Here is a 21,011-nt window from a genome sequence, read left to right as displayed (position 1 = left end):
TTTATGTATAACTCTTACTGAAAAGTAGTTAAAATTGTGTAATATTAAGACATTAGCTTTTTTGAGAAATAACCAATGGCAAGAGAACAATTCGGTATATGTGCAGAGCCTAGCCTCCATGGCTATTATTTATTGTTTAATGTACTGGATGATAAAAATGAACACATTAAGCAAGCGCTTGCTAGATTACCGGCACTCTTTGATAACTACGCAGATAGATTCTCAGAAGCGAATTTAACAGGGGTTATTGCTATTGGTGCGAATTATTGGGATGAACTATGGCCTGAGGCAAGGCCAACCATGCTTCGTTCATTTGAAGAATTGAAGTGTGATGATCGTATTGCACCAGCGATAAATTATGACTTATATATAGAACTACGCAGTGATCGTGCAGATGTAAATCATATTGTTGCTGAAAAGGTATGTTCATTACTTGCTGGAGGTGTTGAATTAGCAGAACAAGTAAGAGGTTTTCGTTTTCTGGATGGACGAGATCTTACTGGCTTTGTTGACGGCACTGAAAATCCTCAAGGACGGTTTAGACGTGACGTTGCATTAATTAAAAATGAACAAGACAGCGAGTTTGCAGCCGGTAGTTATTTACATATTCAACGTTATCGTCATAATTTAAACTTATGGAATACGCTCAAAGTGAAAGAGCAAGAAGATATTATTGCCCGCACTAAAATTGATAATGAAGAGTACACGGCTGAAAATAAGCTACCTACATCTCATATAAAACGCACTAATTTAAAAGACAGTGAAGGTAAAAGCTTAGAAATACTACGACAAAGCATGCCTTATGGAGATATGAAATTAAAAGGATTAATGTTCGTATCTTATTGTCATACACCAGTACATTTTGAATTAATGCTAAAAAGCATGATAGAGGGCGATGGGCAAGGAAACTTTGACCATATGCTTAAATATACACAAGCCGAAACAGGGGCTTCCTTTTTCGCCCCAAGTTTAAACTTTCTTGCTGCATTAGCTGGAGAGCAGTAAGTCATTGTTGACCTGAACTGGTTTTATTGTGTGTTGTTCTTTAGCGCGGCTAGCTCCGCTTTTTTTTCTGTTATTGCTTTTTGGTAATCGATTATTGGAAACTCTTCATCACCAGAAGATAGATAACTTACATGATTTTTCTTGGGCTTTAGAGCGTGATAAAAAGACGATTTGAAAGATTCATTGATAAAAGTTAAATTATTGAGGGCTTCTTGCTCTTGAGCGAAAGCACTCCATGCTTCTGGAACTTCTAAACCTGCTTGTTGAAAAATGATCCCTCCACCAAATTCTTTATGCATCGCCTTATTGATGTACGCTCTGTTTAATAGCAATAACGACAGTGGCGTTAACTCCTTAAGAGAGGAAATAGGTGTGTTAGATAAAGATTGAAAAAGTTTAAGTTGTTTACTTTCTTTTTCTGTCAGCTCCCGCGTATTTTGCCGCTCAGTTAACTCCGCTAACGCTTGTTGGTTTTTTAGTACTGAAATTTCTGAAGTGAGGTTAAATAAGGTTAGGTATGCTGCCTTGTCTTGAGTCGGTACTTCAATGTTATGAATTTTTCCGTAATACGCTATAAGCTTGTTCAGTAATATACCTTTCGCCTTTGCAGCGCTATTTGCTTCGATAAGTTTTCCATTAAAGTTAGCGAATGTGCCAGCTTGAACAGGAAGGGCATAGTAGCTGAATAAAAGGGTTAGTAATAATGGTAGTAATTTCATGAAACTTTCCTTGTTTGCTTGCATCAATAGAATACCAACTTGAATGATGCATTTGCGGTTAGCTATTAATCTCGTTGGTATTGTAGGTTTCGAATAATGATAAAGCGAACTAACTTTCCATGTTAGGAAAGTATTAGCCACTCAATGCAGAGCTTTTAGAGAATAACTCCTCTAAACGTACCAACGTTTGTTTAATTTGTTTAACGCTTGTAGGGGCAATAAAAATAGTATCATCACCTGCGATGGTACCTAAAACACCGTCAGCTTTACTTAAGCTATCTAATAAACGCGCGATTAATTGTGCAGCACCTGGGCTAGTACGAATGATGATCATCATTTCATTATGTTCAATATCAATAACTAACTGACGAAGGGGGCTTTTTGCAGTAGGAACACCTAATTCAGCAGGCAAACAATATACCATGTCTTGACGCGCATTTCGGGTGCGAACAGCACCAAATTTACTCAACATTCTAGACACTTTCGATTGACTTATGTTATCAAAACCTTGTGCTTTTAAAGCTTCAACAATGTCGCTTTGCGAACCAAACTGTTCTTGTTTTAGTAAATCTTTAAAGGCTGAAACCAATGCTTCTTGTTTTTGTTGAACCGTTGTCATAAAAATGCTTCTTATCCCACTAGAGTAAATTGAGTTAATTCCGTACCTCAGCTTTATATAAGCTATAAATATGCAGTAAGGCTAAGGTATTTTTTAATTGATATAGCACTATTTCTTATTCAACCCCGAGGTTGTTTAAGTATTATACCGTTCTCGCGATTATACGCTATCCTTGTAGGTCATTACAGATTAGCACAGTAGAACTACCATTTTGCTGGAGCACCGCAACTATATTGGCAGTAACTAATGGTTAATTCCACGGTATGTTGCGGTATATCATTTTGTTCTAGAATATTTTGGGTGGCGTTTTGTAGTGAACGACAGGCATCATTTACTTTGTATAAAGTATAAACAGCCTGATAACGCTAGGGCTAATTATTAAACATTGTTTTTTGGGAGCTAATGCTTTATCTTTTGGCAACCAAATTTTACGTAAATACTCAAATTTCGGAGAATTCCAATGAAAGTAGCTGTTCTAGGCGCAGCTGGCGGTATCGGCCAAGCGTTATCTTTATTATTAAAAACTCAATTACCAGCCGGCTCTGACTTAGCATTATACGATGTTGCACCTGTTGTTCCAGGTGTGGCTGTTGATTTAAGTCATATCCCAACAGCTGTAACGGTTAAAGGTTACGGTGCAGATGATTTATCAGCAGCATTAACCGGTGCTGATATTGTTATTATTCCAGCAGGTATGCCTCGTAAGCCAGGTATGGATCGCGCTGATTTATTTAACGTAAATGCTGGCATTATAAAAACATTAGCTGAAGGTATTGTTGCAAATTGTCCTAAAGCGCTAGTTGGTGTAATTACTAACCCTGTTAATGGCACTGTACCTATTGTGGCTGAAGTATTTAAAAAAGCAGGTACTTATGAAGCTAACCGAGTATTTGGTGTAACAACGCTAGATGTGATTCGTTCAGAAGCTTTTATTGCTGAATTAAAAGGCTTAAATGTTAGCGATGTGAAAGTGCCTGTTATCGGTGGTCATTCTGGTACGACAATTTTACCTCTTCTTTCGCAAGTTGAAGGCGTAACGTTCTCTGATGATGAAGTAGCATCATTAACACCTCGCATTCAAAATGCAGGTACAGAAGTGGTAAATGCTAAAGCGGGTGGTGGTTCAGCAACCTTATCTATGGGTGCAGCAGCAGCACGTTTTACCTTATCGCTTGTGAAAGGTTTAAAAGGCGAAAGTGTTGTAGATTATGCTTATGTGTCTGTTGAAAATGGTGATGCAGCTTACTTTGCACACCCTGTTCGCTTAGGTAAAAATGGCGTTGAAGAAATTTTACCATACGGTGACTTAAGCGCGTTTGAACAACAAGCTAAAGAAGATATGTTAGCAACGTTGAACAAAGATATTCAAGAAGGTATCGACTTCATCAACGGCTAGTATTGCGTTTTTGATCATAAAAGCCTGAGCACTGCTCAGGCTTTTTTATGCTACGCGTTTTATTTTAGCTAGATCAATCATTTGCGCAGTTTTTACTGTTTCCGACCAATGAGTGACGGCTAAAGTGCCATGATAATCTTCGGCGATAAAAGTGCAACTTTCAATCCAGTCTCCATCATTACAATATAAAATTCCGTCTTTTTCTTTTATATTTGCATGATGAATATGACCACAAATTACTCCATCGAGCTGCTGCTTTTTCGCTAGATCAATGGCGGCATCTTCAAAGGTTTCTATCGCCTTTTTAGCTTTTTTAATGCGAACTTTTAGATATTTTGCAAAAGACCAATAGCCATAACCGAGTTTTTTCCGAATAATGTTGGTCCAACGGTTTAAAAACAGTAAAAAATCATAAGCACTATCACCAATGTATTTATTGATGCGGCTAAAACGAACAACACTATCGAGCTCATCACCATGGATGATCAATAATTTTCGTTTATCGATGGTTTCATGAATATAAGAGCGATGAACTTCGATATTGCCAAAAATATGCCCAGAGAATTCTCTAAAGTTAATGTCATGATTGCCTGGAACATAAATAACGCGGCATTGGTGCTTTGCCATTGTCATTAGTTTACTGATAACCTTATTGTGCTGTTCTGGCCAATAAAATCGACGAGAAAGCGACCATACATCAATGATATCTCCGACTAAAAAGAGTGTTTCACATTCCAGTCGATCTAAAAATTGCAATAAATATTCTGCTTTACAGTCTTTGTAGCCTAAATGAATGTCTGAAATCCAAACCGTACGAGTGACAATTTTTTCTGGCAATTGAGAAGTCATAGTGATCACCATTTATAAGTGTTAATACAGCATAAAAAGCGAAGGTTTCAGTTAAGCGACAGAAAAATGAAGGAAATTTTACAGTGTGGTGATTACGCCACACTGAGGGATAGATTTAGAAGTGATTTAATGGCGTCTATTGGCTGCAATATGTGTTAATGCAATTAATGCTTGTTTATATTGAGATTCAGGCAATACAGATAATGCATTAATGGCTTTATCAGCTTCTTTTTCGGCTATTTCTTGTGTATATCTAAGCGACCCAGTGTCTTCCATTGCTTGTAATATGGCATCAAGGTTATCCATACCGTTACAATGTTCAATGGCATCTCTAATGAGTTGCTTTTGTTCTACAGTGCCGTTATTCATAGCATAAATAAGGGGTAAGGTGGGCTTTCCTTCGGCGAGATCGTCACCAACATTTTTCCCCATTTCTTTTGCGTCAGCTGTGTAGTCCATAATGTCATCAACGAGCTGAAATGCCGTACCTAAATATTTACCATACTCTTGCATCGCTTGTTCTATATGTTTAGGTTGCTGCGAAACAACAGCAGCTAAACGTGTTGCTGCTTCAAAGAGCTTGGCTGTTTTACAATAAATAACCTGCATATAGCTTTCTTCTGAAGTATTAGGGTCATTGCAATTCATTAACTGTAATACTTCACCTTCGGCAACAATATTCGTTGCATCTGACAATACGTCCATAATATGCATATTGTTGAGCTTGGTCATCATTTGAAAAGAACGAGTATATAAAAAGTCGCCAACTAATACACTGGCACTATTACCGAACAATGCATTGGCTGTTTCTCTACCGCGGCGTAATGCTGATTCATCTACTACATCGTCATGTAATAATGTGGCAGTGTGGATAAATTCAATAATGGCGGCAATATCGATATGTTGACTAGATTGGTTAGCTAATGCTCTTGCGGCTAATACCGTTAACATTGGGCGCATTCGTTTTCCGCCGGCATTAACGATATACACACCAAGTTGATTGATTAAAACGACATCTGATTGTAACTGCTGATAAATTAAATCATTTACCGCGTCCATATCTTGCTGTGCGAGTGCTTGAATTTGTTGAAGATCCATAAGAAAAAATGACTGGTATGTCTTATTAAAGCGTTACGTTATTTAATGACGCCAAGTTTACACTAAAATAGGCAATAAAGAAGGGGGATATTAATATCATCATTAATTAGTCAAAAAAGTGTAAAATAGCGCATAAATATACTTGCGATAATTTTTGTCTTGGCGTAGAATTCGCGCCCTATATTTTTAAATTTATGCGTCATACCCTTGATAGGCGCAGTTCGGAGTAGCAAATGTACGCGGTATTCCAAAGCGGTGGTAAGCAGCACCGTGTTTCTGAAGGACAAACAGTTCGCTTAGAAAAGCTAGAACTTGAAGTAGGTGCTTCAGTAGAATTCGATAACGTTTTAATGATCGCTGATGGCGAAAATGTTAATGTAGGTGCACCTTACATTTCAGGCGGCAAAGTAACAGCTGAGGTTGTTTCGCAAGGTCGTGGTGATAAAGTTAAAATTGTTAAATTTAAACGTCGTAAGCATTCACGCAAGCAGCAGGGCCATCGCCAATGGTTCACTGAAGTGAAAATTACTGGTATTAACGGCTAATTTAGGAGCATTCTAACATGGCACATAAGAAGGCAGCAGGTAGTACCAAAAATGGTCGCGATTCAGAAAGTAAACGCTTAGGTGTTAAACGTTTTGGTGGCGAAACTGTTTTAGCAGGTAACATTATTGTTCGTCAACGTGGTACTAGATTCCACGCTGGTGATAACATGGGTATCGGTAAAGACCACACTTTATTTGCTTTATCAGACGGTAAAGTACAGTTTGAAGTAAAAGGTCCTAAAAACCGCAAATTTGTAAGCATTATCGCTGAATAATCAGATTTACTTATTTGAAAAAGCCCTGCTGAATTAGCGGGGCTTTTTTTATGCAACGAGTAAAATCATTATTTGGTATTATACTGAGTACATGCAATTAGCATTGGAGTAACGAAAACCCTCATGAAATTTGTCGACGAATCAGAAATCCGTGTAGAAGCAGGTGATGGTGGTAATGGTTGTGTCAGCTTCCGCAGAGAAAAGTATGTAGAATTTGGTGGTCCGAATGGCGGCGATGGCGGCGATGGCGGCGATGTTTATTTGATCGCAGATGAAAACTTGAACACACTCATCGATTACCAATTTGAACGTTTTCACCGTGCCCAGCGTGGAGAAAATGGTAAAAGCCGCGATATGACCGGAAAGCGGGGGGAAGACTTGGTCTTGAAAGTACCCGTCGGCACGCGTGCTGTTGATGTTGATACCGAAGAACAACTAGGTGATTTAACAAAACATAAACAAAAGCTTATGGTGGCCAAAGGTGGCTGGCATGGGTTAGGTAATTCACGTTTTAAAAGTAGTACTAACCGTGCACCTCGTCAGAAAACTGATGGTACCGCAGGTGAAATACGTAATTTAAAGTTAGAATTATTATTATTAGCTGATGTTGGCTTATTAGGCTTACCTAATGCTGGAAAATCTACGCTAATTCGTAGTGTTTCAGCCGCAAAACCTAAAGTAGCAGACTATCCGTTTACAACACTTGTTCCCAATTTAGGTGTGGTGCGGTTAAATGCCCAGCGTAGTTTTGTCATTGCAGATATTCCGGGGTTAATCGAAGGTGCAGCTGACGGCGCAGGTTTAGGTACTCAATTTTTAAAACATTTAGAACGTTGTCGTGTTTTGCTGCACGTTGTTGATGTAATGCCCGTTGATGAATCTGATCCACTTGAAAATGCCCAAACGATTATTCAAGAGCTTGAAAAGCATTCTGACAAACTGGCTGATAAACCACGCTGGTTAGTGTTAAATAAGCTAGATTTGATGCTTGAAGAAGAAGCAAAAGAAGTCACTGAACGTATTGTTAATGGCTTAGATTGGCAAGATAAAGTTTTTGAAATATCGGCCTTTAATAAGCAGGGTACTGAAGAGTTATGCCAAGCCTTAATGAGCTTTATTGAGACTTTACCTGGCGAAATCGAAGAAGAAGCGCCAGAAGACAAAGCGGTTGAGTTTAAATGGGATACTTATCATCAAGAAGCACTTGATGATGTTGAAGACGATCTTGATGATGAAGATTGGGACGAAGACGATTACGACGTAGAAGTAGAATATCGACGTTAAAAGTTACGATTTACATATAATTTTAAAAGTCAGTTAATGTTAAATTAGCTGACTTTTTTGTTTTTATTTAGCAATTACTTAAGCGTTTGAAGATTGTCTTGTCTAGTTTGCTTTTGAGTGCTTTTTTGATTGCTGGGTTTTCTGGAAAAATATAAATAAAAGCCAGTAACTACAAAAAAGATAGGCGTTAAGCTAATTACTAACCAAAGTAACTTTATCGGCCAACCAATAAATTCACCAACATGGAAAGGGTACCTAAAGTTCCATACTTGTGTCACCCAATTGGCTCTACTTGCATCAAAATGTTCAATAGTTTCTCCGGTACTTGGATGTGCCCAAAGCCATGAATTGCCATGTGCTTCTGCTGGTTGTGTATAGCGTAAACGTATAGGCTCTGTTTGCTCTGACGGAATGTAGATACGATACAAGGACGCATCAGGAAACACCTTTTGAGCATTTACTACGGCTTGATTTATTTGCAAACGATTAGAGTTAGTTTCATTGACTGTATGTTTCTGTAACGTTTGTATTTCTCCAACGAATAGTCCATTCAGCAAGGTTTGAATAGGAACACTCCAATGAAATGCCATGCCGGAAATGGCAATTAAAACTAATGGTAATAAAACGATCACGCCTGTAACGTTATGCAATTGAGCATACTTTGTTTTGGCTTTTGCTTGCCACCGAACTTTTAATCGTTTTAATGGTTTTTTGGGTTTAAACCATAAGTAAAAACCAAGGATTAATTGAACAACTAAACAAAGACTTGCAATTGACATAAACACTTTCAAGGGTTTATTTACATTATCAATCGCTAACCAGCGATGAAAAGCCATTAAAAACCCGTAAAATGTTGAGTAATAATCGTATTGGTGGATCACCGATTGCGTTTGAGGGTCAACATTCATGTAAGTACCACTTGCTAACCGAAATTGCCAAGGTGCAGAGGGATCTTTAGGTAAGGTAATTAAGCTAACGTTAACAGCGTGTTGTTGTTCAATGGTAGCAATGAGTTGCTCAACATTAATCGTTGTTGGGGGAGGGCTGATTGTCCACTGATCTGGGAAAAGTGTCCGTTGAATATCTTTTGCATAGAGTAAGAGAGCACCAGAAATTGATAGCGTTAGCAGAAATATTGCGCTAATGAGTGCTAGAGTTAAGTGTATTCGGCGTAGCAGTAATTTCATGGTGATTTGTTTTACCTAAGCAGTGTCCCCTTGCTGAGTATCTATGGATGCTCAGCAAGGGGATATTCACTTAAAACTGGTAACTAACACCCATGGTGACTGTTGTACCTAGCCCCTTTAAGTTATAGCCACTGTAACTATACATTTGAGAGCGAGCAGGGTAGTAGTCCTTGTTTAATAAGTTTTCTACACCAGCAAATAATTGCCAATCACCTAGTTGATGATTGGCTGATAGATTTACTGTGAAGTAACTATCAATAGGCCCTTGATCGCCAACCCATTCACCATTTTGTTGCTCAAACTTATTTCTATCAGCAACGTAAAGTAGTGTCGCCATCATTTGTGTATCTTGGTTTGGTTGCCAGTTAACTTGCAAAGTCGCTTTAGGAGAGCTTATTTGCTTACCCCCTAGGTGTTCGTTAGTCGCTGTATTTGTGCCTTCAACTTTACTTGCGGTCGCATTTAACTTCAAGGTATCGCTGATTTGATAACTTACTGCCGTTTCAAGGCCCCAAATCTCCTGTGGTGCCCTGATTGGCATATACACGCCAGTTACGGGGTCAAATTGATTAGTTGTACCTAATTCTGAAGTACTGCGGTAAGCTGAAAATTCAATGCGAATATCTTCAAAATTACTCGTAAAACCAAGTTCGTAATTGTCAATTACTGATGCTTCCGTGTGAATATCAGCGATATCTGAAACGGTTGCTGTTCTAAGTAAACGGCCAATATCCGAGATATCAGCACCTTGTGAGTAACTGATAAATGGTGAAAAAGCTTGATGGTAATTATACTTTATTGCGAAGTTATAGGTTGTTGCATCATACTGTAATGTATCGCCTTTAACCTGCATTGCTACTGAACATTGGCTTGGCGTTCTACATAGTTTGAGTGTTTGATAATCATCAACTTGTAAATCAATACTTTCGCGGCGAACACCAGCTTTTACGATTATATCGTTATTGAAATGCCATTTAGATTGTAAGAAAAACGCTTGGTTTTCCATATCCATTTCAGGCACCCACATACGACCATCTAATAAGGGTTGTGAGGTGATATCTTGCAGCATATCCATGCCGTAAATAAAAGTAGCGTTGAGGTTTTCGAAATCTACTAATGTATTGAATGTTACGCGTAAGCCTTCTTTTTCTGACTTGATCATTGATTGACCACCGTCAAAGCCTTCATCTTGGTTTGCTAACGTTGCTGAAAAGAAGAATACATTTTCGATGTCTTGCTTATAAGCATCAAAGGTTAATGCTGTATCAGCAAAAATATTGTCATCGGTATACTTCAACATAATGTTGTGATTGCCACGCGGGCCTTGCGGTGCTCCAATTAAACGTTCACCACTTGGTGATTTTATTGCGTAAGTTTTTTCGCCAGTATTGATACTACCTACCACATCAATTAAGTCAGTTTCTTGCTGTGACTCATAGTAGTTATATGTCAGTTGAGCGCTTTTCTCATCATCAAAATAGTAATTAAACTTGGTAAAAAGGTTTTCAGTAACTGCGTCACTCAAACCGTATTTTAACCCTAGAATATCACCTTCTGCATCACGCTGAACGCCGTTTTCTTCATAGCTTGCACTAATAACGTATGCGAACTTATCTTGCTGACCGTGGATATTTCCAGTGATACGGTGGCCGGCACTATCTTTGAATTTAACCGCACTGAATCTGCTAGAAAGGCTGATTTCACCTACTAATGCTCTATCTGTTGCGGCTTTTTTAGTAATGTAATTGATGATACCGCCAGCTGCACCATTACCAAAAATTGACGTTGCACCTTTTATTACTTCAATTCGCTGGATAACTGAAGCATCAAGGGTTCTGATCCCTAAAGCACCGTTCCTCAATGGTGTAGATTGAGGTACACCATCAATCATCACTAAAGGGTTTCTGCCTCGTAATGTTTGTGCTGAGTTACTCGATGTGCCTGTTGTGGGAGACATACCAGGGACAAGCGCGGCAAGAATGTCTTGTAACTCAGGGGTTATCTTCATTTGTTGAGCTATTTCTTGTTGCGAAATAATGGTTACGGTAGCTGGTACTTCGTCAATACTTTCTTCTATACGACTGCCGGTAACAATAACTCGTTCGATTGTGTTGTCATCAACGGTAGGAGCTTCGTCAAAATATGCCATAGCGGCAGGAGAAATAAGCGTAGCGATAAATGTTAATTGAAAAGGGAATGCTTTCATAAAAAATAGAGATGATGTTTAAAAATTTCGTGGATGATATTGCAAATCGTTATTATTTACAACCGCAAATAAGGTTTTTTTAACGTTGTCTACTTTCAAAGAAAGCGTAGTTTTATTGAACAGAAAATACAGGGCTTTCTAGCTTGCTCATTCCCTTTGCGGTAAAATTTATTATCGCTTTTATTCTAAGGATTTTTATGACTATTTTGTCTATGATTGTTGCGCATGCAGCTGATCGTATTATTGGCAGAGATAATGATATGCCGTGGCATTTACCTGCCGATCTCGCTTATTTTAAAAAAACCACGCTTGGTAAGCCTGTGATCATGGGCAGAAAAACTTTTGAGTCGATAGGTAGACCATTACCCGGACGTTTAAATATTGTTATTTCTCGTGATCCATCGTATGAAGCTGATGGGATCACGACGGTAAATTCTGTTGAACAAGCACTAGATACAGCAAAGGGTGTTGAAGAAATAATGGTTATTGGTGGTGGGGCCATTTATCAACATTGTTTACCAAAAGCCGATCGTTTGTATATTACTCATATAGATGGACACATTGCTGGTGATACTCGTTTTCCTGAATATGATAACGATTGGAAAAAAGTGAGTTGTGAAACACGTGCACCGGATGATAAAAATGCCTATGCATTAGATTTCTGTGTTTATGAAAGACGTTAATTAAGTCACCCAATATTTTATAGTTCCTGATTTTCCACACGGTAAGTAGAGTAAACTGGTATATCAAAGCAAACGTAGTGGTTGCAGACACTATAATCGACTTTTTTGAATTTAAAAATGCGCGGTAAATCACTTAAAAAAACGGCACCTAACGAGGTGCCGTTTTATCGAGATTATTAAGACTACAGCTACAGCTTAAACTCTCTAACTGATTGTTGTAGTTCCTCGGCTAACTGGGCCACTTCGCTACTTGATTGAGCTGTTTGTTGAGAGCCAGCTGTGGTTTGCTCTGCAATGGCAACAATAGACTCTAAGTTTTCACTGATTTCATGGGCAACCGTGCTTTGTTCTTCGGCGGCACTGGCAATTTGTGAGCTACGATCAAAGGCTTCATGTACTGCATGGGTAATAACTTCTAGCGCTTTTTCTGCTTCGCCACTTTGTACCACACATTCAGAGGCCTGTTTCTTACCGGTCTCCATGACAGATACCGCTTTCTCTGCACCTGTTTGTAATACTTCAATCATGTTCTGAATTTCTTGAGTAGACTCTTGCGTTCTACTTGCTAGCGTTCGTACTTCATCGGCAACAACGGCGAAGCCACGGCCTTGTTCACCAGCTCGTGCGGCCTCAATAGCTGCGTTTAACGCCAGTAAGTTGGTTTGCTCTGCTATTCCTCTAATTACATCAAGAATACCGCCAATTGATGCGCTGTCTTGCTGTAGTTTGTTAATGACTTGCGAGGCGTCTTCTACTTCGCTTGCTAACTGTTCGATGGTCATACGGTTGCGATTAGAAATGCCTTTGATTCTTTCTGCTTCATCATCGGCTTGTTTGATTTCACCTAACGCATCATTGGCACTTGAAAGCACGCTTTGTGAGGTACTACTCATTTCTGTGGTTGCAGAAGCTGCTTGTTCAACCTGTGTGCGTTGTTCTTCAATCGCTGTTGAGCCTTGTGCTGTCACTGCTGATGTTTGTTCGGCTGCGGTTGCAAGTTGCGTCGAACGGCTCACGATACCCGTAATTAGGTTACGTAGGCTATCAATTACAGTATTACAATTACGCGATAATGTGGCAAATTCATCTTTACCTGAATCATCCAGCTTCCGAGAAAGGTCGCCAGAGGCAACAACATTTAGCATGTCATTAACACGTGATAGTGGGCGTGTGATGCTAATTAACACGAAGAAGGCAATGCTAGCCGCCAAAGCAATCGATACTAACATTATCATCCAGGTAACGGTTGTACCTGTAGACACCGACTCTTCAACTAAAATACCTGCTTCATTGGTGGTTTTATTGGCTAATTCAACTTGTGTGGCAAGCACATTTTTTGCTAAAGCAATGTTTTTATCTGCCGCTTCTAATTGAGAAGTTGCTTGTTCGCGGGCAGCTAATTGTGCATTTTTGATGGTGAAAATGCTCGAGCTACCTAGTAAAAGATCATCGAGATGCTTTTCAATATTGGTCAGTTCATCAGAAATACCACCAGCATTATTTAAGGTAAGTTCGTTGCTTATTTCACGAATAACGCGTTTAGCATTTTCATAGCCAGTTAAAATTTGGCTTTCTACTAACTCTGTTGCTTGGGTATTTCTTAGATCTCGATATTCAAACGATGAAGCAACAATACCATTTAACTGAAATTCTAATTGCTCCCCTAATGACACAGCTCGCTGTAATTTGGTGTCTGCTAAGTCATGATCGGCTAAATCGAGCATGAGCGTTGCAGCATCATCTGCTTTCTCTTCAAGTACATCGATGGTATCTAATGCAACATTATATTGTTCTATTGCTGTTTTTCGGTTACTAAATACGGCGTTGATATTTTCTTCAACATTAGCATGTATATCACCAATCTTTGCTAAATTGGTCAGTAATGCTTTCTCTTTGCTAACAATAGATTTTAATTTTTTATGCTCAGCAATAAACAATTGGTTAATAGTATTAAAACGTTTTAAGTTGTCTGCCAAGCCATCTAGTTCGGTTTGATAATAACCACGTAACGTTAAGCCACCTATTTGACTAAGTTCATTTGCCAGGGTTGTACTCGAGCTTAGTGTTGGAATGGCAAGTTCACTTTGTTTAAGTGTTGCATGATGAATATTATTTAAGTTGCTTAAAGAGATAATACTTGTAAGAACGAGTAAAACAGCAATGATGGAAAAACCACCAATTATTTTTACTTTCACAGTCAAATTCATTGAGACCACCAATAGTTAATTTGGGTGTTGATACAAAAAGTAGGTATTTTATTTGTTATTTATGCCTATATCGGCACCTTGCCTACTTTCCTTAACAGCTAGTATAACAAGCTTGAAATGAATTACACCTTTACTTGTTGCTTTACGTCAGTTTTTTATGGCTTGCTGTCTAAAGTATTGTTTATCATGCCAACGAAGTAAGGTCAATTCTCCACCCCAGACACAGCCGGTATCGAGCGCATAAATGTTTTCTACAGGAACATCACCTTCTAATGCCGCCCAATGACCGAAAACCCAATGTGCTTTTTTTAACTGTTTTGTTGTTTGACAAAACCATGGGCTTAGGTGGTTCGGTGTATTTTCAGGAGAGCTTTTACAAGAAAAATCTAAACTGCCGTCTTTATAGCAATACCGCATGCGGGTTAAGGCGTTAATGGTGTAGCGAAATTTATCTTCTTTGCTATTTACATCTTGCCAATTATTAGGTGTTTCTCCGTACATAATAGAGAGCCAATAGTTTCTATTTTTATCGGACAGTTTTTTTGTTGCAAAATCAGCGCACTCTATAGCGTTTTTAATTTTCCACTGAGGAGAAAGGCCCGCATGAGACATGTAAACTTGTTCATTGGGAAGTTTTCGCAATAAAGGTTGTCGAGCTAGCCATTCAATAATATTTTCGATTTCAGGGGCTGATAACAACGCCTGAAGCTTGTCTTTATCTTTTGCTTTTTTTAACCCTGCATAAGTGGCGAGTAAATGCAGATCATGGTTGCCTAATACTGCTTTAACTGAGTCTTCTAATGACATCAAATATTTTAACGTGTGGTATGAGTCAGGTCCTCTTGCCACCATGTCACCTGCAACCCATAATTCATCTTTATCAGGAGAAAACGAAACCTGCTCAAGCAATAAACGTAATTCTTGATAGCAGCCTTGTATATCACCGATGAAGTACGTAGCCATAAACGTTAGTGTAAAATATTGGGTGTTGCCAAACGAAAGATAGGTATATCGACTTTCAATGGGGCATTGTTGTTATCAATCATTTGATAGTGCCCTTGCATGGTACCAACGGGGGTTTTTAAAGCACAGCCGCTGGTATAAGTAAATGATGAACCACTGTTAATAATTGGTTGTTCACCGATCACGCCTTCACCAACAACCGTTGATTTTTCGTCGTTCGCATCAGTGATCAGCCAATAGCGAGATAATAACTTTACTGGAAACTCTGATTGGTTCTCAATGGTGATGGTATAACTGAACACATAGCGTTGATCACGCTCACTTGACTGCTCTTCGAGGTAATGTGTATCAACGGTAACGATAACTTGCTCTGATTTATTGGTCATTGCTTTGGTGGTCAACTAAATAATTGGCTAAGGCGATATATTGATCTAATGAAATATTTTCTGGACGTAAACTTGCGTCAATGCCTAACGATTCAATCGCATCAACGTCAATAAGTTTTTTAAAGCTGTTACGAATTGTTTTTCGGCGTTGATTAAAAGCAGTAAGACATACTTGGTTTAATGCTGACAATTTTTTCACTGGGTTGGCTATTTCTTTGTGAGGCACTAAACGTACAATAGCAGAATCAACCTTCGGAGGTGGCTGAAAAGCTTCTGGGCCAATTTCCATTACAGGAATAACCTGACATTGATATTGAGTCATGATGGAAAGTCGGCCGTATGTTTTGCTATTAGGGCCCGCGGCCATTCTTTCTACAACCTCTTTTTGCAGCATAAAATGCATGTCTTTTACCGCATCGCGAAAGCTAAGCAAATGAAAGATAAGTGGTGTAGAGATATTGTATGGCAGGTTGCCAAAGATTTTTAACGGCTTATCTGCTTTACAAATCGAGGTAAAATCAAATTTTAGTGCATCTTGCTCGTAAATGGTTAGGTGCTTGGCTAGAAATGGGTGATGTCTTAATCGATGCGCTAAGTCCCGATCAAGCTCTACAACAGAAATGTCACCAGCTCGCTCTATCACAGGTTCTGTAAGGGCGCCTAAACCAGGGCCAATTTCTACCAGGTTTTCACCTGGCTCAGGATTAATTGCATCAACAATTTGACTGATGATTGCTTGATCATGAAGAAAGTTTTGCCCGAAACGTTTTCTGGCTTGATGACCTAAATGGCTATTTTTACTCATTGATGTAAAACATACCTATTTTCTTGAATTATGGTTATTAGCAAGCTCAATGGCTGTCGAAATTGCTTGGCGAAAACTACCTGGGTCTGCCTGATTTGTACCTGCTAATTCAACGGCTGTACCATGATCTACAGAAGTTCTTATAAAAGGTAAGCCTAGTGTAATGTTGACTGAATTACCAAAGCCTTTATATTTTAATACTGGCAAACCTTGATCATGAAACATGGTTAAAATGGCGTCGGCATCTTGCAAATATTTTTCATGAAAAATTGTATCAGCAGGTAGTGGCCCTATTAGGTTCATGCCTTGCTCGCGAAGTTCATCAAGAGCGGGGTTCATGATATCAATTTCTTCTCGACCTAAATGACCATCTTCACCTGCATGGGGATTAATACCACAAACATAAATTCTCGGAGATTCTATTCCAAACTTTTCAATTAAATCGTGATGAAGAATTTGGGTAACCTTCTGCAAACGTTCATGAGTGATGGCTTTTGAGACATAAGCAAGCGGAATATGTGTTGTTACTAGTGCAACACGTAGTCCTTCTGTTGCTAACATCATGACGACATCAGAACAATTGGCTTGGTGCGCAAAATATTCAGTATGGCCGCTAAAAGCAATGCCAGCTTTGTTGATTAGCCCTTTATGAACAGGGCCCGTGACTACGGCGTCAAAATCGCCACTGATGTTTTTTTCACAAGCAATGCGCAATGTTTCAACGACATAGTGGCCATTAGCAGGGTTTAGTTGTCCGGTAATGCAAGGGGCTTCCAGTTCAACAGGTAAAATAGTCATCGTTCCGGCTTGATGCGTGATTGCAGGTTGGTCTTCGTTGTATGCTAAGAACTCAATATCAATATTGAGTTCTTTTGCGCGTGCTTCCATGAGTGTTTGCGAAGCAACAACGACGATCTGCACTGGCCAATCTTGTTGGGCAATGTGGATCATCAAATCTGGACCGATGCCAGCAGGTTCTCCTGGCGTTACCGCGATACGATTTACCATGGTTTAAATTACTCCAGTATCTCGATATAAGCCTCGTCGCGCATTTCTTTTAACCAACGAGCACTTTCCATTGAGTATTTACGTTTGTATAGCACTTGATAAACGCGGTTTTCATTCATTTGTTGGGTTGCATCTAGCGTTCTTCTTCCGGTTAACTCCGCAATATGCCAACCAAATGAAGTACGAAAGGGTTGAGAGACTTCATTCACTTTTAGCTTTGCTAAGGTATTCGAAAATGCAGGGTCGAATGATTTTGGATCTGTCCAGCCTAACTCTCCACCTTTTACTGAGGTTGGTCCATCAGAATATTCTTTTGCAAGTTCTGCAAAGTCTGCTTCGCCTGAAACAATTTGTTCACGAAGATTTTCTAATGTTTCCTTGGCCTTAGCTTCACTTAAAATAATAGTGGGTTCAATCAAAATGTGTCTTGAGTTGACTTCTTCAACTTCCATGACTTGGCGACCACGAATATCTTGAATTTTTACAATACTAAAGCCTAATCCTGTTCTAATTGGGCCTAATATGGTGTCTTTATCTTTACCGTCAACAAGCTCTGAAAACAGGGTGGGTAATTCATTGATACTACGCCAGCCTAAATCACCACCTTCTAAGGCATTTGAACCGCCTGAAGACGCAATTGCAATGCGGGTAAAATCTGAACCGTCATTTAGTAGTTTTAGCACTTTTTCTGCGCGGGTCTTTGCGGCGTTTATGTCATCTTGAGAAGGCTCAGGTGGAAATTCAATTAAAATGTGGCCTAAGCGATACTCAACGTCATTGTTCGTTTGCTCTTTCATCACAGCAAGTAAGTTGGTTACTTCTTGTGGTGAAATATAAATGCGGCGGCGCACAGAATTTCGTGTTACTTCACCACTAATAAGTTCTTGGCGAGCATTTTCACGATATTTTTCATAATCTAAGCCTTCACTGATGATGGATTGACGAAATTGCTCTAGGGTCAAATTATTATCTTGAGCAATTGACAGTATGGTTTCATCAAGTTGAGCATCACTTATTTGTATGCCCATACGCTCGCCTAACTGTGCCACGAGGTTGTCGTCAATTAGCTTTTCAGTAACTTGCACACGTAATGCTTTATCACTTGGCAATGTTTGATTTTTCTTTGCCGCTTGTTGTTTAATTTTACTTAGAAAATCTTGAATTTCTGATTCTAATACCACACCGTCATTAACAATTACGGCGACGCTATCTAGTTTTACTTCTTGAGCTGATGCATAGCTGCCAATAAAGGCACAAGCCAATACAAAAGATTTAAATATGGTTTTCATTAATTATATTTCTTCGTTTAATTGTTGAGAAAATAAGGGCGTTTGTAACCAAAGATACTATTGTTAAACATTTCAGTTGTGTCTATTGGTTGTCTGTTACCGCCTAATCCTTTTATGATGAACTGTATCATGAATCCACTATCAAATTCATCGCGGTTTTGCTGAAATTGATTTTGCTCATCAATATTTGAGTTAATATGTCGGTGAAAAGCAAAGCGAACTGCCCAGCAACAGCTTTCATATTGTAACCCTGCATAGCTTTCTAAGCTTCGTTTATCTTTTAAATCTTGTGTCACACGACCCACAAATTGCCAATTTTTATTCATTGCAACACTTGTCAGTAACGAAACTTGTTCAAGCTTGCTACCTGAGACATTTTTGCTATAGCGATGGTTCAATTGAATTGTATTATTATTGTCAAAAACATAATCTAACGAGCTTTGGCTGCGATTGGTTGAGTTCTCTTTTGTATTGTATTGAATGTCACTACTAAATTGCCAGTTTCTATTCAAACTTAAGTACAATTCACTGGCTAGTGCTGATTCACCAGATGAGGCAATTTGCTGGTTGTTATGGCTAACATGGGTATCGTTTAAGTAGACAATGCGACCGACACTTAATCTAAACTTTTCTGTATTGTCATTATCGAGTAAACGGCTGGTGATACCCCACGAATACTGATTTGCTTGTGCAATTCTGTCTAAACCACTAAAACGTCTATCACGAAAAAGGCCATCATAGTCATCTTGCAATGTTGTTGTATCGTAAACGCCAATTGCAGATTGATCTTCATCTGGAATATATAAATATTGTAGTTGTGGTTCTAAGGTTTGAGTGAAAGCTTGATCGAAATAGGTAATGTCTCGGTCAAAATTCATTCCGCCATGTAATCGAATTTTAGGCAGGGTTCTACTTACTGACTTTTCTAAACGATCAAAGGCCTCTGTTCGGGTTTGATGATAGTTGGTTTGTAACACTCGTAATTCAGAATTAAGAAACCATGCAGGTGTTGAGATAGGTAACGTGAACCCCGCCTCAAAATGATATCTGTCAGCTTCAGGCAAGGTCAGGTTATTTGATGTAAATCGGGTAATTTCAGAATACACATCGAACTCGGCATGGTAAAAGTTAAGAGGTGTAAAATGACTAAACTCAATGTGCGGCAGTGTTTGGTAACTCGTTTGGTGTTCACCTAATACTTCAAAATCTTGCAGTTGCAGTTTGGTAAACCAATTATCGCTGAAATATGCGATTTCGCCTATTTGATACAAATAGGCATCGTTTGAATTGTATTGTTCGCTTTTAATATCCACAAGGTAGTTGTCGTCGCTAATTGTCGTGTAATCAACATAGGCGCGAATGTTTTCAGAAATAGTACCTACATGTTGAATACGTGCTAAATAGCGTTTGTCGTCATTATTTAGTTCATCATCTTTATTTAGATATTCAATATTTAATTGACCATTTTGTTGGCCTGTTAAATATCGGAATTCAGTCAATAGTTGTAGGCCACGTTTAGACATGTATCTCGGCGTGATAGTGGCGTCCATATTAGGGGCAATATTCCAATAAAAAGGCGATTCAAATTGAAAGCCAGTACGTTGGGAAGAAGAAAACTTCGGGTAGAGAAAACCCGATTTACGTTCATTCGAAACAGGAAATGAAAAATACGGTACATAAAAAACAGGCACGCCGAATAGTTTAAAACGAGCGTTGTAGGCTTCACCGTGGTTTTCATCGAGTGAAATACTGATCTCGCTGGCTTGAATTTGCCAATCAGGCACCTCGCCATAACAAGTGGTAAAATTAGAATCAACTAATGTTAACGTACCATCGCCAGTGACTCTAATATTACCCGCACTACCGTGACCGGGGTTACCTGCCAGTTGATAAGAACTTTGTGTTAACTCGGTATAGTTTTGTGACTTGCTAGCATCTAAAGATGAGGCAAAAATATCAACAGTTGGGTTTTGAAAGTGTATATTACCCGTGGCCGACAAAGCAGAAGTTGTTCTATCAACAAATAATTCATCAGCTGAAATTGCTTGTCCTTGACCTGAAAGGGTTACTCCACCAATAAACTGGGCAAATTTTTCTCGTTTAATATGCGTAGATTTTGACCATATGTTATAGGTGTCGCTGTTTAAGGTTTCTGTACCATCAACAATATTAGGGTAAGTTGGAAGCGGGCAGCTGGCATTGATATTTTGTATGGAATCAGCAGTTTGCGCTAACACGTTTAAAGAAAAAAAATATGTCGTTGCTATGACCAACAATGTCCGGAGAAAATGCATTAATGTTCCGATAAGTAAAATGGCTTGTTAGGTATCACAAAAATTCATATTATTTTACCCCTAAAGTTGTTAATAATATAGCAATTTTATCTAATGAAACATTATTATAGCGGTATAACGAAATATAAGTACATATAGCGATAATGTGAGCCCAATAAATAAACGGTAATTCGTCTTTCCTGATTACTTTTTT

The 21,011-nt window shown here is 38.8% G+C and carries 19 protein-coding genes; 6 read left to right on the top strand and 13 right to left on the bottom strand.

Going from position 1 to position 21,011, the window contains the following annotated elements:
• Positions 1-75 precede the first annotated feature (75 nt).
• Positions 76-1,005 (top strand): Dyp-type peroxidase, encoded by a 930-nt coding sequence (locus tag Q4489_RS08760; protein WP_303479157.1) that lies wholly within the window; start codon positions 76-78, stop codon positions 1,003-1,005.
• Positions 1,006-1,028: 23 nt separating this feature from the next.
• Here Q4489_RS08760 and Q4489_RS08755 read toward each other — a convergent pair whose 3' ends face one another.
• The gene (locus Q4489_RS08755; RefSeq protein ID WP_303479155.1) at positions 1,029-1,724 is read right to left on the bottom strand and encodes a hypothetical protein; all 696 of its coding nucleotides are present in this window, start codon (positions 1,722-1,724) and stop codon (positions 1,029-1,031) included.
• 133 nt (positions 1,725-1,857) lie between these two features.
• On the bottom strand, positions 1,858-2,343 hold the full coding sequence (argR, locus tag Q4489_RS08750) for a transcriptional regulator ArgR (protein WP_303479153.1): 486 nt from the start codon (positions 2,341-2,343) through the stop codon (positions 1,858-1,860).
• A 460-nt stretch (positions 2,344-2,803) separates the two neighbouring features.
• Here argR and mdh point away from each other — a divergent pair, with 460 nt between their 5' ends.
• The gene (mdh, locus tag Q4489_RS08745) at positions 2,804-3,739 is read left to right on the top strand and encodes a malate dehydrogenase (RefSeq protein WP_303479151.1); all 936 of its coding nucleotides are present in this window, start codon (positions 2,804-2,806) and stop codon (positions 3,737-3,739) included.
• A 45-nt stretch (positions 3,740-3,784) separates the two neighbouring features.
• Here mdh and Q4489_RS08740 read toward each other — a convergent pair whose 3' ends face one another.
• A complete protein-coding gene (locus tag Q4489_RS08740) occupies positions 3,785-4,588 on the bottom strand; it encodes a UDP-2,3-diacylglucosamine diphosphatase (protein ID WP_303479149.1) in 804 nt (267 codons plus the stop codon).
• 126 nt (positions 4,589-4,714) lie between these two features.
• Positions 4,715-5,686, bottom strand: coding sequence for an octaprenyl diphosphate synthase (gene ispB, locus Q4489_RS08735; RefSeq protein ID WP_303479147.1), 972 nt, complete (start codon positions 5,684-5,686; stop codon positions 4,715-4,717).
• Positions 5,687-5,919: 233 nt separating this feature from the next.
• Here ispB and rplU point away from each other — a divergent pair, with 233 nt between their 5' ends.
• The 3 genes from rplU (at position 5,920) to cgtA (ending at position 7,790) form a co-directional block, all read left to right on the top strand.
• Complete coding sequence (gene rplU / locus Q4489_RS08730) at positions 5,920-6,231, top strand: 50S ribosomal protein L21 (RefSeq protein WP_074498722.1); 312 nt, start codon at positions 5,920-5,922, stop codon at positions 6,229-6,231.
• Positions 6,232-6,248: 17 nt separating this feature from the next.
• Positions 6,249-6,506: a 50S ribosomal protein L27 gene (rpmA, locus tag Q4489_RS08725; protein ID WP_074498721.1), complete on the top strand. Its 258-nt coding sequence runs from the start codon at positions 6,249-6,251 to the stop codon at positions 6,504-6,506.
• Between the two features lie 123 nt (positions 6,507-6,629).
• Positions 6,630-7,790, top strand: coding sequence for an Obg family GTPase CgtA (gene cgtA / locus Q4489_RS08720; RefSeq protein WP_303479144.1), 1,161 nt, complete (start codon positions 6,630-6,632; stop codon positions 7,788-7,790).
• Positions 7,791-7,864: 74 nt separating this feature from the next.
• Here cgtA and Q4489_RS08715 read toward each other — a convergent pair whose 3' ends face one another.
• Together Q4489_RS08715 and Q4489_RS08710 are read right to left on the bottom strand one after the other, a co-directional pair.
• Positions 7,865-8,977, bottom strand: coding sequence for a PepSY domain-containing protein (locus Q4489_RS08715; RefSeq protein WP_303479141.1), 1,113 nt, complete (start codon positions 8,975-8,977; stop codon positions 7,865-7,867).
• 70 nt (positions 8,978-9,047) lie between these two features.
• Positions 9,048-11,183, bottom strand: coding sequence for a TonB-dependent receptor (locus Q4489_RS08710; RefSeq protein WP_303479138.1), 2,136 nt, complete (start codon positions 11,181-11,183; stop codon positions 9,048-9,050).
• 197 nt (positions 11,184-11,380) lie between these two features.
• Between Q4489_RS08710 and folA the strand changes: the two genes are divergently transcribed.
• The gene (gene folA / locus Q4489_RS08705) at positions 11,381-11,866 is read left to right on the top strand and encodes a type 3 dihydrofolate reductase (RefSeq protein WP_303479136.1); all 486 of its coding nucleotides are present in this window, start codon (positions 11,381-11,383) and stop codon (positions 11,864-11,866) included.
• Positions 11,867-12,054: 188 nt separating this feature from the next.
• Here folA and Q4489_RS08700 read toward each other — a convergent pair whose 3' ends face one another.
• The 7 genes from Q4489_RS08700 to lptD form a co-directional block, all read right to left on the bottom strand.
• Positions 12,055-14,073, bottom strand: coding sequence for a methyl-accepting chemotaxis protein (locus Q4489_RS08700; protein WP_303479134.1), 2,019 nt, complete (start codon positions 14,071-14,073; stop codon positions 12,055-12,057).
• A 147-nt stretch (positions 14,074-14,220) separates the two neighbouring features.
• Positions 14,221-15,036, bottom strand: a complete 816-nt coding sequence (locus tag Q4489_RS08695) for a symmetrical bis(5'-nucleosyl)-tetraphosphatase (RefSeq protein ID WP_303479132.1) — start codon at positions 15,034-15,036, stop codon at positions 14,221-14,223.
• Between the two features lie 5 nt (positions 15,037-15,041).
• Positions 15,042-15,422 carry a Co2+/Mg2+ efflux protein ApaG gene (gene apaG / locus Q4489_RS08690; protein WP_303479129.1) on the bottom strand — a complete coding sequence of 127 codons (381 nt, stop codon included), beginning with the start codon at positions 15,420-15,422 and terminating at the stop codon, positions 15,042-15,044.
• Positions 15,412-16,227 (bottom strand): 16S rRNA (adenine(1518)-N(6)/adenine(1519)-N(6))-dimethyltransferase RsmA, encoded by an 816-nt coding sequence (rsmA, locus tag Q4489_RS08685; protein WP_303479126.1) that lies wholly within the window; start codon positions 16,225-16,227, stop codon positions 15,412-15,414. Before rsmA ends, apaG begins: the two co-directional genes overlap by 11 nt.
• 15 nt (positions 16,228-16,242) lie before the next feature.
• Positions 16,243-17,235 (bottom strand): 4-hydroxythreonine-4-phosphate dehydrogenase PdxA, encoded by a 993-nt coding sequence (gene pdxA, locus Q4489_RS08680; protein WP_303479123.1) that lies wholly within the window; start codon positions 17,233-17,235, stop codon positions 16,243-16,245.
• An 8-nt stretch (positions 17,236-17,243) separates the two neighbouring features.
• On the bottom strand, positions 17,244-18,524 hold the full coding sequence (surA, locus tag Q4489_RS08675) for a peptidylprolyl isomerase SurA (RefSeq protein WP_303479121.1): 1,281 nt from the start codon (positions 18,522-18,524) through the stop codon (positions 17,244-17,246).
• Positions 18,525-18,541: 17 nt separating this feature from the next.
• Positions 18,542-20,818: an LPS assembly protein LptD gene (gene lptD / locus Q4489_RS08670; RefSeq protein ID WP_303479119.1), complete on the bottom strand. Its 2,277-nt coding sequence runs from the start codon at positions 20,816-20,818 to the stop codon at positions 18,542-18,544.
• Positions 20,819-21,011: the final 193 nt, after the last annotated feature.

Origin of the sequence: Thalassotalea sp. 1_MG-2023, assembly GCF_030546745.1 — a bacterium.
GTDB lineage: Bacteria > Pseudomonadota > Gammaproteobacteria > Enterobacterales > Alteromonadaceae > Thalassotalea_C.
The sequence above is the reverse complement of the archived record's forward strand: the minus strand, read 5'-3'. Positions and strand labels throughout refer to the sequence as shown.